A 16,212-nucleotide genomic window follows, 5' to 3' on the forward strand; every position below is an offset into this window, starting at 1 on the left:
TCTCATTACATTTCGTGCCCGGGGCCCCAAGTTCCTGCTTTGCGCTCCATAAATGTATTTAGGAAGCTTCTTCTGTCTTGCTCCGTCTTTTGCCGATCCGCTCCAGTTGTTTCCGAAGGGGGACATAAATGATCAAGGCAAACACAAAATGAATGAACAAATTAGGAATCATGTATTCAATCAACGCCCAGTCAAAGGTCACGTGGTTAAGTTGGAAGAGCTTGTACAGGAAAAATAGCATGGTGTCATTAAGCAGACTTCCCAAAATGACAACCGATACCATAACCGGCAGTGGTGCGCGTGGTGCTTGAAAAATGAGTCCCATCATGTATGCCGATAAGCCCATCGAGAATCCATAAGGTCCAATCATCTCGCCGTAGAATACAACGTCATGCAATAGTCCAAAAAATATACCGAGTACTAGTGCCGTATGACGATGATGATATACAGCGATAAACAAAATTACGATATAGACCAGATTGGCAGAAATACGCATGTGCCAGCCAGAAGGGATGAGCAGCGGCAAAATTGTGCCTTCCGCAATGAACAAAACGAATAGTAACAGGAACAGAACTTGCTTGCGCGTTACCATTATTCTTTTACCTCAGGCGGGATAATGACAATCAGCTCTTTCCAGTCAAGGAAACTTGCATATGGCTCAATTGTAGCTGTTTTGGTTAAACCATACTCACTTTTCTCGACACTCTTCACTTTACCAATCCGCATGTACTTCGGAAAATTGTTAATAATTCCGGAGGAGATAATCTCATCATCCTTTTGGATATTAGAATCCTCCGAGATTTTGGTCATCTTGAGCATGCCCGTCTTCGGATCGTAGCTCTCAATCATGCCAAACACTTTCTCTTTACCTACCGCCGTTGCTGCAATGGCATTGGATGTCGGATCATTGGCGTCCATGGACGTTAACAGATTGACCGTTGATGTATATGAGCTGACATGACTGATCACACCGACCAGCCCTTCCTGGGAGGTAACGGCCATCCCCGGCTTGATTCCCGCATTTTCACCGATATCAATGTTAATGGTTCTGCTATTTGGATCCGAATTGGCACTGATAACCTGAGCAATTCGTGAACCGTAATTATAGCGATTCTTCTGTTCTTCTGTGAAATTGAGCGCTTTCTGAAGTTGCTCATTCACTTGCTCCATATCATTGTACTTCAGCCGATCCCGGGTATAGTGACCCATTGCGATGCGAAGCTCTTCATTCTCATCATATACCGTACGCATGTTCGCTACATCTTTGAAAAAGCCCGCTACATAGGAAGCGGGCTTGTAAAATACGTATTGTACAAATCCAACTGAATCCTTCAGGAATTTCTCCGGCCAGGATAGAGTGGTTCGCGGACTGAGCGTAAAGCCCATTAACGCGATAAATGTAACAAGGCCCACCAGCAAAACAAAAAGTCTTTTGTTGCCTAGCAGTTTAAACAGTTCGAACACCCTCTAACATCCATATTCTCTTCCGAGCCATGCCCGGCGGGGAGACTGTCAGACCTGTAGTCCCTGCGAGAATATCAGCCGATCCTCCCCTGTTAAGCGGGTAATAGCTCATCCCCGGGGTTAACCGGGTCCTCTATAAAGATATCTTGCCACTTGGTCGCTATGCCAAGTTAGGCAAATACCAATTAACGTTTGGAACGAACTGCCGAACTGCTTCTGCTTTTGAACAAATGAATATTCTCTAGCGCTTTACCTGTTCCGATTGCTACACAATCCAGCGGGTTCTCAGCCACAATGACAGGCATTCCTGTCTCACCAGCAAGAAGCTTGTCCAGGTTGCGAAGCAACGCCCCACCACCTGTAAGAACGATACCCCGATCCATGATATCGGCTGCAAGTTCAGGCGGGCATTTTTCCAGTGTTACTTTTACAGCTTCAACAATTGCATTCACGGTATCAGCCAGCGCTTCACTGATCTCGTCCGAAGTAATCGTAATTGTCTTCGGCAGACCTGTTACAAGGTCACGTCCACGAATTTCCATCGTTTCTACTTGTTCCAATGGCATAGCTGATCCGATGTCCATCTTCAATTGCTCCGATGTACGCTCACCGATCATGAGATTGTATTGGCGTTTGATGTACTGGATAACGGATTCATCCATCTCGTCACCTGCTACACGAACCGAACGGCTCGTTACAATACCACCAAGAGAGATAACAGCCACTTCCGTTGTACCGCCACCAATATCGACAACCATACTACCCGTTGGTTCCCATACAGGCAGATCTGCACCGATTGCAGCAGCAAAGGGCTCTTCAATTGTATAGGCTTCACGTGCTCCAGCCTGTTTGGTTGCATCTTCAACCGCACGTTGTTCTACTGCCGTGATCCCGGACGGTACACATACCATCACGTTTGGATGACGTTGGAACATGGAGCGCTGTTTCTGCGCCTCACGGATAAAATATTTGATCATTGTTGCCGTTGTATCGAAATCGGCAATAACGCCATCTTTCATTGGACGAATGGCACGAATGTTACCTGGTGTACGTCCAATCATTTTTTTGGCGGCTTCACCTACTGCCTCGATGCTATTTGTATCTGTCCGTATAGCGACAACCGAAGGTTCTCGCACCACAATTCCTTTTCCTCGTACATAAACCAACGTATTTGCTGTCCCCAAGTCAATACCCAAATCTTTCGTAAAACCACCAAACATAACATAATCTCCTTTTCTGCCTCATATAGCCGCCCCATTCTGATCCAGAGCGTAATAATTTTATTCCCACGCAATACGTGGAGCTAATATTCGCATTTGTTTTTTTGCATTTGTAAAGTGAACCTATCTTTTACGGACAACGCCGTTAACATTCATAGGAAAACATCAACGCCAACCATTATATTATACTAAGCCCTTCTCCTTCAAACTTACGTACGTTCCATCTCCGATAATAATATGATCAAGCACGTCAATGCCAACAATAGCGCCTGCTTCAATCAGTCTCTTGGTTATTTGGATATCCTCCGGACTGGGCGTAGGATCACCACTCGGATGGTTGTGTGCGCACACAATCGATGCGCTGCTGCATTTGATGGCAGCCCGGAACACTTCACGTGGATGTACAATCGAAGCGTTAAGGCTGCCCATGGAGAGTGTTTCCTGGGCAATAATATGATTTTTGCTATTCAGAAAGAGACACACAAAATGTTCTTTTTGCAAGTAACGCAATTGTTCGATCAGGATATCAGCTGCATCACGCGGTGTACGAATTGAAGTCGACTGTGTAAGTCTGCTTTTGGCAATCCGATGACCCAGCTCAATGCCGGCTTTCAATTGCACAGCCTTGGCATTGCCAATCCCTTTCATCCCGGTCAGTTCTTCCAGACTCAAATCCATCAACGAGCGAATGCCACCCGCTTCGGCCAGAATCCGCTGTGCCATATGCACCGCGGATTCCTGTCTTGTGCCTGTTCGAAGTAAAATTGCCAGCAATTCAGCATGGCTTAAGGCGCCCGCCCCGTATTCCATCATGCGTTCTCTCGGGCGTTCTTCCTGGGGGATGTCGCGCATCATGTATTGAGGCGACTCCATATGTTCCCTCTTTTCATTTCACAACATTTGGCTTCATTCATGTTCGTGGCAACACATGTACGCCGAACCCGTCCAACATATCACTTAGCAAAGATAGCGGCAAGCCAACCACATTAAAATAACATCCTTCAATGCGGTCGATCAGTGAAGCACCAATGCCCTGAATGGCATATGATCCTGCCTTATCTGAAGGCTCACCTGTCTGCACATAAGCACGGATGGTCGCATCCGACAGCTCTTTCATCGTTACATCGGTCTGGCGGTAATGAACTAACGACTGTCCATTGCCGGCATCAATACAAGCGACGCCCGTAAACACCCGATGTACGCGGCCCTGCAGCCGGGATAACATACGTTCAGCATCCGCTTCGTCTAAAGGTTTGCCTAGAATCTCACCATCCAGAACCACAACGGTGTCACTACCAACAATAATGGCTTCCTGCTCGCGGCCTTCAAGCCCGCGATACACGGCAAGCGCCTTGCGCAAAGCAAGTTCCTGTACCGTCTGTTCAGGTGTCCACTCTGGTGGTGTATCTTCATTGGCATGACTTGGTATTACATCAAACGCTAGGTGGAGTGATGCGATCAGTTCTTTGCGCCGAGGCGATGTGGAGGCCAGAATAATAGGGCGCTGTTGTGTGTTATCCAAAATGAACGGCTCCTTATGCCACGGCAACATCCTGTCCGGATCACGATAATAGATGTCACTGGTTTAATTTTTTTCGTCATAACTCGTCATTCTCCTACAGTCTGCGATACAGCCACACAGCGGCAATCATACCGATCAGACTCAGAAGGCTCATTTGAAATTGAAGTGAAATATTATAACTGATAATATCCAGATCAGCCTGTGGCGACCAACGTATGGTCGTGGCTTTCGTAAGAAAGGCTACTGCCTTTACAGGCTGCAGTGCCTTGGCGATCCACGCTCCGGCCATCCAGCCGAGCAGCAGAAACAGCAATAACATGCCGAAGTTTTTTTTCATCGGTAATCTTCCCTCGCCATTTTTTGACACCCACATTATTATACGGGGTTTTGTACGTCAATACAAACACAAATCCGGCAAGGGGAACTATTTCCAGTTCCTTGCCGGATAGGTATTTCCAAGCGTTGTTATGGGAAAGAGCATGTTACTGCTTAATCGCTTCGAGCCATTTTTTCTGCTGCAGTACATATTCCATCAGATCGGACTGCACGGACCACATGTGCACATCATCCGGGTTTTTGTTGTACTCCGAGATAGCCGTAATTGCACTGTTCATTGATTTCTCCATTCCACCAATAATAGGTTGTACATCTGCGGTCAGACCAGGTGTAAGACTATTCAATCCCGTCATCCATGACTGATGCTTATTCTGAATCGCAGTCATCGTTTCTGTAGAGACTGCTGCCGGAGCAGACTGTCCCAGTTGCTGAATGGACAAGGTAGATAATTGTTCCACCAGTGCAGAACTGTTCGTGAAGAAAAGCTGCACATCCTCTTGTTTGCCACCGAATATAGCCGGATTGATCTCAGGGTTCACAATCTCTTTGACGTACAGTTCAACTCCCTGGGCTTTTAGCCTGGAGCTAAGTAGCTTGGCCTCTTCACGATCAGCCGAAATGCCTGCATATACTCTATTGCCATCTTCAGGATCAGAACCTGCGGCTATACCTGCCTGAGCCAGCTCAAGCTTGGCCTGCTCAGCTCGTTCAGGAGAACTGAATACGCCGTATTGAAGTGCATAATACGTGCTGCCAGTCGTAGCTGTCTGAAGCTCTTGCTCTGTACCAGCAGCCCCCTCCTGACCCGTCACGGTGGAAACCGCCTGATTGACGGGCAGAAGATCACCTGGCTTCGCGGCTCCTTCTTTATTAAAAAATGAGAGAATAACCATACCAAAGAGTGCTCCGGTAACAAGCGCCCCGGTAACAGAACCAATCATTTTCCATCCCCTTGGAGGGCGATTGCGTTTATAGGAATAGTTTTCCGAATCTGCAAGCCAGTCGTGGCCTTGATCATCATGTGTATTGGACAGATCACGACGCTCTTCCTCCAGATTATCGGTGTGATTAACATAACCGTAACCGGAACGGTTCCCAAAATAATGGTTCTCATCCAAGTTCAAGTTCGAATCATGACTCACCCGCTCGTCAGGTTCAGGTACAGTAGAGCTTGTCAGCACCGTCTCTCCCCAGTCTCCGGGGATATCCTCAGGCGTCCATGATGGGGTTGTATCCATCTGCTTAGGCGTTAGCGGTTGATTATGCGGTAATTCTTCACTTAACGTCACCAATGGACTGGACGCGGATATCCTCTTGTTTTCAGGCTTGTCCGACTCATGATCCCCGAAGCGAAACGTCATTCTAGCATTGCTCACCCGTACCCTCTCCTTTGTCCCATTTATATAAGCTATATGCAGAGACTGGAGAATACATTCCATATAACGCAAAAAACGCCTGCTTCGTATCGAAGACAGGCGATTTCTCAATTGATCTATTTCAAACCTTTGGCAAGTGTATCGCCGACTTTCCAAATATCACCTGCACCCATCGTAATCACAAGATCTCCTGGCTGCAGACGATGCTGCAAATCAGCGACAACTTCTTCTTTTGTAGGAAGGTAACGTGCAGAAGCATTACTGTTTTGAACGATCAGTTCAACCAGTTTGGCTGAGGTTACCCCTTCGATCTGTTTTTCGCCCGCAGGAGAATAGATATCGGTAATAAGCACTTCATCAGCTTCCGCGAAAGCACGACTGAACGCATCCAGCAGGAAGAACGTCCGCGTATAACGCTGTGGCTGGAATACCGCAATAATGCGTTTGCCCGTTGCCTTGGCGGCACTAATGGTAGCTTCAATCTCAGTCGGGTGATGAGCATAATCATCGATGATCAGCATATCACGCGCCTCGCCCAATACCTGGAATCTGCGTTTGGCTCCGTGGAACTGGATGATAGCTGCCACAATCTTCTCAAATGGAATCCCTGCTTCCAGACAGGTAATCACAGTAGCCATCGCATTATAAACGTTATGCTTACCCGGCACTGATAGTTCCACCGTGCCCATAGCAACACCCTGATGATTCATCGTAAAGGAGATACGGCGATCGCCCAGTACAATATCCGTTGCCGTATAATCTGCTGCACGATCAATACCATAGGTTGTAATCCGTGACTTGAGTTCTGGCAAAATCGCTTGAACATTCTCGTCGTCAGAACACACAATCGCTGTTCCTTCCGGACGAATCTGGCTCAGGAACTGCACATAAGCCCTTTTGAGCTCCTCAAAATCACTGTTGTAATTCTCCAGATGATCTGCCTCAATATTGGTTACAATACCGAGCCATGGATGGTACTGCAAAAACGAACCATCGCTCTCGTCCGCTTCAGCGACTACCCAGTCGCCTTGACCGGCCTTCGCGTTGGTACCCACATTCATGATTTCTCCGCCAATAATGTATGTCGGATCTGTATCACATTTATCCATAACAAGTGCAATCATGGATGAAGTGGTTGTTTTACCATGAGCCCCAGCTACAGCCACACCTTTACGTTCGTTCAACAAACGTGCAAGCATCTGGGAACGATGCAGAATCGGAATGTTCAGCTCTGCAGCTGCTACCCGTTCCACATTATCAGCAGGAGCTGCTGTAGAGTAGACAACAAGATCTGCTCCAGTGACGTGCTCTGCCGTATGTCCGATATATATTTTCGCTCCCTTGGCTGCCAACTTCTCGGTCAACTCCTGTGAAGCGACATCCGATCCGGTAACGGTGTATCCCATTTCCAACATAACTCTTGCGATGGCACTCATGCCATATCCGCCAATCCCTATAAAATGAACGTGTTCCGATGTATTTAACAAAACTTTCACCAACCTTTTTCAGAATCGGTTTGATGCAAAAGGGCTGCCCGCACATCCGCAATCAGGTACAGTGTGCCGGAGACCACCCCCAGATCTTCCGCTTCCGTCCGTGACTTCAATAGATCAAGTGCCTTTGCCCATTCGGGCTCGACGATGATTTCCAGTTCCTGCTTCGCAATGGCGGGACGTACCCGTTCGACAATCTGCAGCAATTCGGCTGCATCCATTTTGCGTCGGAAATCTGGCTCGGTCAGGATCAGCGTATCCACTAGTGGCAGTATATGCTGCAAATACGCTTCGTGATGCTTATTTGCCAACATACCCATCATCAAAATTAACTTGTTGTGCGGATAGACATCCATAATGCTCTTGGCCAGTGACTCTGCCCCTTCCGGATTATGTGCTCCATCGAGCACAATTCGGGGTTCATCGACGACTTTTTCGAATCTTCCTGCCCAGAAAGCATTCTCCAGTCCAAGTGCAATATCGTTGTCATCCAGCATAAATGCCATGTATTGTCTAAGCAATTCAAGCACCATAAGTGCGGCCGCTGCATTGTCACATTGATGTGAGCCCTGCATGCGTATGCGAACGTCCAGATCACGGAACGGGCCTGTAAAATGAAAAGATTGTCCGTTCTCATTGCTGTCCAGTCTATGATAAGAGAATTGATCTCCAGCCAGATACACGCTTGATTGAAGCTGCTGTGCTTTCTCCTGAATCACCTTCACAGCTTCGGGTTGAGTCGCGCAAGTCACAACGGGTACTCCCGGCTTGATAATACCTGCCTTTTCTCCAGCAATCTGCTCAATCGTATCTCCAAGCACATCCGTATGATCCATACCAATGTTGGTGATGACGGACACAACAGGTGCGACAATATTCGTTACGTCCATCCTTCCCCCTAGCCCCGTCTCCCATACCACAACGTCAGGGTAACACTCCTCTGCATAGTACAGAAGCGCCAGAGCCGTGGACACCTCAAACATCGTGGGTGATCCAAGCGGAGTGGAGGCCATTTCCATGACCAGTGGATGTAATCGGTTCGAGAGCTTAAGCAGGATTTCTTCAGGAATATCCTCACCGTTGTATTGAAAACGGTTTGTAAACTTGGTGATATAAGGCGACGTAAAGGTACCCACATCATATCCAGCCTGAAGAAGCACTGACGTCAAAAAAGCGCAAGTCGAACCTTTGCCGTTCGTTCCCGCGACATGAATAAATTTGAGACGTTGGTGTGGATTTCCTAACATGGACATCAGACTCTCGATTCGTTCCAATCCAGGTCGGATGCCAAAAGGAATAAGGCCATTGATCCAGTCCACGGCCTCGTTATACGTAAGTAAAGGAGTTGCTGCATCTGTCCCGTCTAATTCCGTCATCTGATTCACCTTCGGTCCCGAGTTTGAGTGAAAAAAGCGGCCGGATGGCATAATGGCTCTCCATCCGACCCAAATATATTAACCTTTAAGTTCCTTGATTCGTGCAATCACTTTATCCCGTTTATCGGAATAATCTGCTTGCTTGGCGCGCTCTTCCTCAATAACTTTGGCAGGAGCTTTGGCTACAAAGCCTTCGTTAGCCAGCTTTTTCTCTACACGGAGAACTTCGCCCTCAAGGTTCTGCAACTCTTTCTCCAAACGAGCCACTTCCTGCTCGATATCAATAAGACCTGCGAGCGGCAAGTATAGTTCTGCCCCCGTAATGATCGCAGTCATCGCCTTATCCGGTGAGCTTAGATCCAGCCCACTATCGAACTCGGACGTATTACAGAAACGTTTGATGTAGTGACTGTTACGCGCAATGATGCTGGACGTCTCAGCACTATTTGCTTTGACCATCAACTCGATCTTTTTGCTCATCGGCACGTTCACTTCTGCACGAATGTTTCGAACTGCACGAATGGTATCCATGAGCAGGTTCATCTCGGCAACAGCCTCTGGGTTCTCAAGAGCAGGATCATATACCGGCCATGCTGCCAACGTAATGGTCTCACCTTCATGCGGCAGATGCTGCCAGATCTCTTCGGAGATGTATGGCATAAACGGATGAATCAGGCGCATCGTCTGATCCAGAACATAAGCAAGCACGGATTGTGTTTTCTTCTTGGCAACCGGATCTTCCCCATAGAAGGACAGCTTAGCAAACTCGATGTACCAGTCACACAGGTCATCCCAGATAAAGTTATACAACACACGACCCGTTTCCCCAAATTCATACGCTTCGATTAGACGCGTAATATCGCGGGAAGTTTCGTTCAGACGGTGCAAAATCCAATAATCCGCTGTACCAAGCTCTCCACTGATGTCACGTTCCTCATAGGTGAATCCTTCCAGATTCATCAATGCAAAGCGCGAAGCATTCCAGATCTTGTTGGCAAAATTACGAGCCTGCTCCACCCGTTCCCAACGGAAACGGAGATCCTGACCTGGCGTGCTGCTGGTTGAGATCATGTAACGCATTGCATCTGCGCCGTATTTCTCAATCACATCCAGCGGATCTACACCGTTGCCCAGTGATTTGGACATTTTGCGTCCATCTGCATCACGAACAAGACCATGCATCAGCACATCCTTGAACGGAATCTCATCGGTGAATTCCAGTGCAGTGAAAATCATACGTGCAACCCAGAAATATATGATGTCATACCCTGTCACAAGTACACTTGTCGGATAATAACGTTTCAGGTCTTCCGTATCTTCCGGCCAGCCTAGTGTGGAGAATGGCCATAAGCCTGAGCTAAACCAAGTATCGAGTACGTCTTCATCCTGTCTCAGCTTGCGACCAGCATTCTCTGGCAGCGTTGTTGGATCTTCAGCAGATACGATGATTTCACCCGTTTCCTCATCATACCAGGCAGGAATACGATGTCCCCACCACAGTTGACGGGAAATACACCAGTCACGAACGTTCTCGATCCAGTTCAGATAGGTTTTCTCAAAACGATCCGGAACAAAATTAACCCCTTCGCCGCTCTGTTGTTTTTTAATCGCTCTCTCTGCAAGTGGCTTCATCTCAACGAACCACTGTGTAGACAGATACGGTTCAACAACAGCTCCGGTACGTTCACTGTGTCCAACCTGATGCGTGTGATCCTCAATGTTGATCAATACACCCTGCTCTTTCAAGTCAGCAACAATCTGCTTGCGGCAGTCACTGCGATCCAGTCCCTGATACTTGCCTGCCTCAGCATTCATTGTGCCGCTCTCATCCATTACCGTAATTTGGGGCAGATCATGACGAAGACCTACTTCAAAGTCATTTGGATCATGCGCAGGCGTGATTTTAACAGCACCACTTCCAAACTCTTTATCCACATAATCATCAGCAATAATTGGAATTTCTCGTCCAATGATAGGCAGTACAAGTACTTTACCAATCATATCTGCATAGCGCTCATCTTTCGGATGAACAGCAACTGCTGTATCTCCCAGCATCGTTTCAGGACGTGTTGTTGCCACTGTAACGTAGCCACTTCCGTCTTTGAGCGGGTACCGCAGATGGTACAAGTGACCCTGTACTTCTTTATATTCAACCTCAATGTCGGACAGAGCTGTCCGGTTCACCGGGTCCCAGTTAATGATGCGTTTGCCTCGGTAAATAAGGCCTTTTTCATACAGTTGAACAAATACTTTGCGAACCGCTTGGGACAGACCTTCATCCAGCGTAAAACGTTCACGTGAGTAATCAAGCGACAATCCCATTTTGCCCCATTGCTGACGAATGGTAGTGGCATATTGATCTTTCCAGTCCCATACTTTCTCCAGAAACTTCTCACGTCCCAGATCATAACGAGTCAGACCTTCTTCACGCAGCTTCTGCTCCACTTTGGTTTGGGTAGCAATACCTGCATGGTCGGAACCCGGAAGCCATAGTGCGTCGTAGCCCTGCATCCGTTTCGTACGGATCAGAATATCTTGCAGTGTAAAGTCGAGCGCATGCCCGATGTGCAGCATCCCGGTCACATTTGGGGGTGGAATTACAATCGTATACGGCTCGGCATCTTTACGTTGACCGGCTTTGAAATATTCACGTTCCATCCAGGTGGAGTACCATTTATCCTCTGCCGCCTTAGGATCGTAAGTGGTCGGCATTTCTGTTGCAGCTGATTTTTTTTCCTCAGACATGTGTCATTCCTCCGTTACTTCATCATCTTCGCCAAAAAAAACAAAAAAAACCTTTCATCCATCAAAGGACGAAAGGTTAGCTTTCGCGGTACCACCTTTGTTTCACGCCTACAGCAAGATAGACTTCACCCTCTGTACATGACGTGACACTTCAAGCAGATAACGGCTGCTACCGGCCCATCCTACCTCAGAAATAAATGACGATTGATCTCATTCATCCCTTGTATTCAAACAGGCAACTCCCGGGCGACTTCGATCAGTTGGTTCCTGCGGAATCTCACAGCGTTGCAATTCCACTCTCTGAAAGGTCATACTGTCTACTACTCCCGTTCCACGTTGTTCTTCAAAAAACCTACACACATCATACCTTGCTCGTGCGCGATAGTCAACCTGACAACAGCGGATAAAGAGCGCTGGAATGCAGGTTTGGGACGAATCATGCAAAAACCCGCAATCCTCAAGGGGATCACGGGTCGTAACGAAGGCTTTAACTACGGATTAAGGGATGTACAATATCTGACCTTCTTCCACAACCTGCTCAGATAATCGGTTATACAACTGAAGTTCCCTCGTGCTCAATTGATATCGATCTGCAATGGCATCCAGTGTATCTTCTCGCTGAACGATGCAAAGTTTCACCTTGCGGAATGGGGTCTGGTCCACGATCGTTCCCAGGAACAGGTTCTTCCATTCCACATCATCAGCTGGATACGTTTCTTCCTGTACCACACCCGCAGGAACTTCATCGCCTCGCTCCACTTCAGCATCGCGTGCCGCTCTGCCGGAGGATAACAAGGAAGAGATACCTACGCCCTCTTCTTGCCGTGGTGCGGATTCTTTTTTGCTGCCAAAAGCAACCTTCAGCTCCGGCTTGTCTTCCGTCTCAGCCACAGGTTCAGGAACAAATGCTTCGTTCTGTACGAACTCGTCTACCCCAGTCGTTTCAAAAGACGGCCGGTCTTCCTCAGCGTTGCCTGGTTCGGACGAAGCAAATACACCTTGCCAGTTCTCCGCCTGTGATTCGCCCGGGACATCGGCAACTGCCTGATTCTCCTGCTGAGGTACAGATCTCGCTGATTCGAAGTGCCATACCTCTGGTGCGTCCGGTACATCCGGTGCTGCCAACTCATTAGATGATTGAGCAGTAGGCTCTGAGACTGCTTGATCTGCACTTCTCGAGTTCGCAGGCAATGCATCCACGGAAGGCTCGGACCAACCCGAAGACTCATCTTCCAGAGGCAGCAATGGTTCCGACTCAGGGTAAGAAGCTAATCGATCTGCGGTCTCAGCCATAAATGACGAGATCGGAGAAGGTTCGCTGTATTGCTCATGAGATGCCAATTCATCCCCATTCGCTGTCAGAGATGCGGGATCTTCGTTTGCATCAGGTTGTCTGTTTTCGTTAGCGTACTCCGCACTTTGCTCCTCAGGTTGAAGTGGCTCGGCCGATGACGAACCCGCATATTCTTGCTGCCATTCTTCGCTATTCCTTAATGTCTCTTCCCTTGTGGACAGGTCAGCGAATTCCGGAGCACCGTATGCAAGTTCTGCTGCATTCGCAAGTCTCTCTTCCTCACTCCGCTGGAGCAGGTACTCTTGTGCAAATGTGTTGGGGTCGCTGCCTGTCTGTGCTGCTTCATCAGAACGGTTGGATTGCTGAGCATCAGGTGAATGAACAACTGTAAACTCATCTGCTGACCACACTTGTGGCTCTTCAACAGGAAAGCCCTCGATGCCTCGCAACGACAACACGCCTGTAATGTTCAGACTGCGATTGGATAACAGATCCACGTCAAAATTTTCGATCTCGATGGAAATATCCTCAATCGATCTGACCCGATTCAGCGGCACTGTGATCTCCACGGGAATAAAATGTTTGAGCTCCTCTGAAACCTCATTTTCTCCTCTGTACGCACCTGTAAGTAAAAGATGCCCTCTTAACGTGGCATGATCATCCTGCCCTATGACTTGAATGCGCGGGTATAGTTCAATCTCCTCCAATTCCTCAATCGCAGGGACTCCCTCAGACAAATGAACGCGCTCATAAATATCGAACCGCAAACCATAAGGTTGATTCAACAAAGGTGGCGTCCTCCTTTCGGCATATGTTCACCATGATCCTTCTCATGGGACTGATCCATGGTCCAAATCCTTCGTTACCCCATCTATATGCCTTGAATGAGATGAGCATGCCACCTTTTGAAAAACCTTGTTATATAAAGCGAAATAGAGAATGTTGCACCTAGCCACTTCGATGACAGAATAACCTTCCAATCACTGTTATCCTTAGATTTTTTTGATTCCCTTCTTCAAAGGGAAAATCCGGGATAGCTTATGCTTCCGAAGCAGCTTTCTTTCAGAAAGCTTTTAGGGGAACGCTCGGCTTCTTCACGTTATTTCTGTCCTCTCCATTCTCGTGTAACTAGTCAGTCAAACTTATATAGTGTATTAATAAATTAACTCTCACGCTCTGCCAATTGTGTGAAATCGGATGGCCAAGGATCATTCACTTCAATCATGGCTCCAGTTAACGGGTGGCTAAACTTCAGCACCTCTCCATGAAGCGCCTGCCGACCAATGGCATCCGCTCTGCCTCCATACAACGCATCACCAATAAGCGGGTGTCCCGCGTAACTTAGGTGTACACGAATTTGGTGTGTTCGTCCTGTATCCAGCTTTAATCGTACAAGGGTTGCTCGTTCCCATACTTCGGCGATCTCCACATGAGTAACAGCTTCCTGTCCACCTTCGGAGACACGCCTGCGCTGTTTGTGATGTCTGTCCTTGCCAATTGGAGCATCAATTTTGCGGAGTTCAAGGGGGATTTGTCCACCTGCAATAGCTACGTAATGGCGGCCAATTTCTTTGCGGCGCATCGCTTCATCCAGTTTGGCGAGGGCAAAAGCATTTTTGGCATACAGGACAGGTCCGGTTGTATCCTCATCCAGTCGATGAACATGGCGTACGCTCGCCTGTATTCCGTTCATTTCATAATAAGAGGCAACCACATGATCCAGCGTGATGGCCTGATCAGCACGGCTTCCATCCGGATGCAGTTTCATGCCTGCCGGTTTGTGCATAACCAGACAGAAATCATCCTCATACAACACATCCACATCAGCCCAACGTGGCTCCACATCGATTGGCTGGGACGCAAAAAGGGCCAGCCGAAGCCGGTCCCCTGCAAGTTGTATTCCACGGTTTGCTTTAAGCTGACGGAGCAGTTTCTCCGGAAATTGAAGCTCAGACAATAGCCATTGCTCTGCAGCCATCGGTTTGTCCGAACTGCCTGTTACGGCTTTCCCTGGCATCAGCTCAAGCCATTCCCCGCGGCGTTTCCAACTTTTAATAGTCATAGCGATTGAAGAGCTTTACGATTCGCCTCGATCGTATCGTCAATATCCTGCTCTGTGTGCACACCAGAGACAAACATGCCTTCGTATTGCGAAGGCGCAACACTCACACCTTGATCAATCATGGCCGCAAAATAACGACGGAATTGATCCAGATTGCTTTCTTTGGCAATATCATAATTGGTTACTGGAACGGCACTAAAGAATGGACAAACCATGGAACCCACACGGTTAATGGTTATTGCAATACCCGTCTCAACTGCATTTTTCTCGAATCCGGCTTGCAAACGTGCAGACAGTGTCTCCAGACGGTCATAGACCTCTGGTGTTAACAATTTGAGCGTCGTATATCCTGCTGCCATAGCCAGCGGGTTCCCGCTAAGTGTACCCGCCTGATAGATCGGTCCTGTTGGAGCAATCTGTTCCATCAGATCACGACGACCGCCATAAGCACCAACCGGGAGTCCGCCACCGATCACTTTACCCAGACAAGTCAGGTCAGGTGTAACCCCATACCGTCCCTGAGCACAGTTCAACCCTACGCGGAAACCGGTCATGACTTCGTCAAAAATAAGCAGGCTGCCATATTGGGTCGTCAAACTGCGCAGGCCTTCAAGGAAACCGGAAGCCGGAGGTACAACCCCCATGTTACCTGCCACTGGTTCCACAATAACAGCGGCCAGCTCTTCACCATAGCGTTCAAAAGCAAGCTTCACGGACTCCAGATCGTTGTAAGGTACCGTAATTGTATTCACAGCTACACCTTCAGGTACACCTGGACTATCCGGTAAACCCAGTGTTGCAACACCTGAACCCGCCTTGATCAGCAAGCTGTCCGCATGTCCATGATATGATCCTTCAAACTTCAGAATTTTACTGCGTCCGGTTACCCCGCGTGCCAGTCGAATGGCACTCATGGTTGCTTCCGTACCGGAATTAACCATCCGCACGATATCGATAGAAGGTACACGCTCACAGACCAGTTTTGCCATCTCGGTCTCCAGCAAGGTAGGCGCACCAAAACTTGTTCCTTTGAGGGCTGTCTCACGCAAAGCTTCTACAACGTCAGGGTGTGCATGTCCCATAATGAGTGGGCCCCACGATCCCACATAGTCAATAAAAACATTGCCATCAATATCGTAGATTTTGGACCCTTCGCCGCGTTCTGCATAGATCGGAGTAAGTCCCACCGATTTGAATGCGCGCACAGGGCTGTTCACCCCCCCGGGTATGTACTGCTTCGCTTCCTCAAACGCGCTGCGTGAGCGCTCATCATTGCGACGATTACCTTGTTGTGCAGTCATGAATATCCTCCTTAATATAATTT

13 protein-coding genes and 1 other annotated feature are annotated in these 16,212 nt (G+C 48.1%); all 13 genes read right to left on the minus strand.

Annotated features, from left to right (window positions below):
* Positions 1-58: 58 nt before the first annotated feature.
* Entirely contained in the window at positions 59-592 is a 534-nt protein-coding gene (gene mreD / locus MKY44_RS22405; RefSeq protein ID WP_091037552.1) for a rod shape-determining protein MreD, read from the minus strand.
* The gene (gene mreC / locus MKY44_RS22410; RefSeq protein ID WP_124117730.1) at positions 592-1,464 is read right to left on the minus strand and encodes a rod shape-determining protein MreC; all 873 of its coding nucleotides are present in this window, start codon (positions 1,462-1,464) and stop codon (positions 592-594) included. The genes mreD and mreC overlap by 1 nt, the downstream gene beginning before the upstream one ends.
* 185 nt (positions 1,465-1,649) lie before the next feature.
* Positions 1,650-2,684 (minus strand): rod shape-determining protein, encoded by a 1,035-nt coding sequence (locus MKY44_RS22415; RefSeq protein ID WP_017692612.1) that lies wholly within the window; start codon positions 2,682-2,684, stop codon positions 1,650-1,652.
* Positions 2,685-2,867: 183 nt separating this feature from the next.
* Entirely contained in the window at positions 2,868-3,557 is a 690-nt protein-coding gene (gene radC, locus MKY44_RS22420) for a RadC family protein (RefSeq protein WP_341008643.1), read from the minus strand.
* Between the two features lie 37 nt (positions 3,558-3,594).
* Complete coding sequence (locus MKY44_RS22425; RefSeq protein WP_036673538.1) at positions 3,595-4,206, minus strand: Maf family protein; 612 nt, start codon at positions 4,204-4,206, stop codon at positions 3,595-3,597.
* 94 nt (positions 4,207-4,300) lie between these two features.
* Entirely contained in the window at positions 4,301-4,543 is a 243-nt protein-coding gene (locus MKY44_RS22430) for a DUF4321 domain-containing protein (RefSeq protein ID WP_036605903.1), read from the minus strand.
* Positions 4,544-4,688: 145 nt separating this feature from the next.
* A complete protein-coding gene (locus MKY44_RS22435) occupies positions 4,689-5,918 on the minus strand; it encodes an SPOR domain-containing protein (protein WP_341008646.1) in 1,230 nt (409 codons plus the stop codon).
* A gap of 116 nt (positions 5,919-6,034) precedes the next feature.
* Positions 6,035-7,354: a UDP-N-acetylmuramate--L-alanine ligase gene (gene murC, locus MKY44_RS22440; protein ID WP_341009926.1), complete on the minus strand. Its 1,320-nt coding sequence runs from the start codon at positions 7,352-7,354 to the stop codon at positions 6,035-6,037.
* 56 nt (positions 7,355-7,410) lie between these two features.
* Positions 7,411-8,787 carry a bifunctional folylpolyglutamate synthase/dihydrofolate synthase gene (locus MKY44_RS22445; protein WP_341008647.1) on the minus strand — a complete coding sequence of 459 codons (1,377 nt, stop codon included), beginning with the start codon at positions 8,785-8,787 and terminating at the stop codon, positions 7,411-7,413.
* A 78-nt stretch (positions 8,788-8,865) separates the two neighbouring features.
* Positions 8,866-11,532 (minus strand): valine--tRNA ligase, encoded by a 2,667-nt coding sequence (locus MKY44_RS22450; protein ID WP_341008649.1) that lies wholly within the window; start codon positions 11,530-11,532, stop codon positions 8,866-8,868.
* A gap of 61 nt (positions 11,533-11,593) precedes the next feature.
* Positions 11,594-11,875, minus strand: a binding site (T-box leader).
* Between the two features lie 155 nt (positions 11,876-12,030).
* Positions 12,031-13,614 carry a LysM peptidoglycan-binding domain-containing protein gene (locus MKY44_RS22455; RefSeq protein WP_341008650.1) on the minus strand — a complete coding sequence of 528 codons (1,584 nt, stop codon included), beginning with the start codon at positions 13,612-13,614 and terminating at the stop codon, positions 12,031-12,033.
* 374 nt (positions 13,615-13,988) lie between these two features.
* On the minus strand, positions 13,989-14,888 hold the full coding sequence (locus tag MKY44_RS22460) for an RluA family pseudouridine synthase (protein WP_340913336.1): 900 nt from the start codon (positions 14,886-14,888) through the stop codon (positions 13,989-13,991).
* On the minus strand, positions 14,885-16,189 hold the full coding sequence (gene hemL, locus MKY44_RS22465) for a glutamate-1-semialdehyde 2,1-aminomutase (RefSeq protein ID WP_341008652.1): 1,305 nt from the start codon (positions 16,187-16,189) through the stop codon (positions 14,885-14,887). The genes MKY44_RS22460 and hemL overlap by 4 nt, the downstream gene beginning before the upstream one ends.
* Positions 16,190-16,212: the final 23 nt, after the last annotated feature.

It is taken from the genome of Paenibacillus sp. FSL R7-0026 (assembly GCF_038004485.1).
Classification (GTDB): domain Bacteria; phylum Bacillota; class Bacilli; order Paenibacillales; family Paenibacillaceae; genus Paenibacillus; species Paenibacillus xylanexedens_A.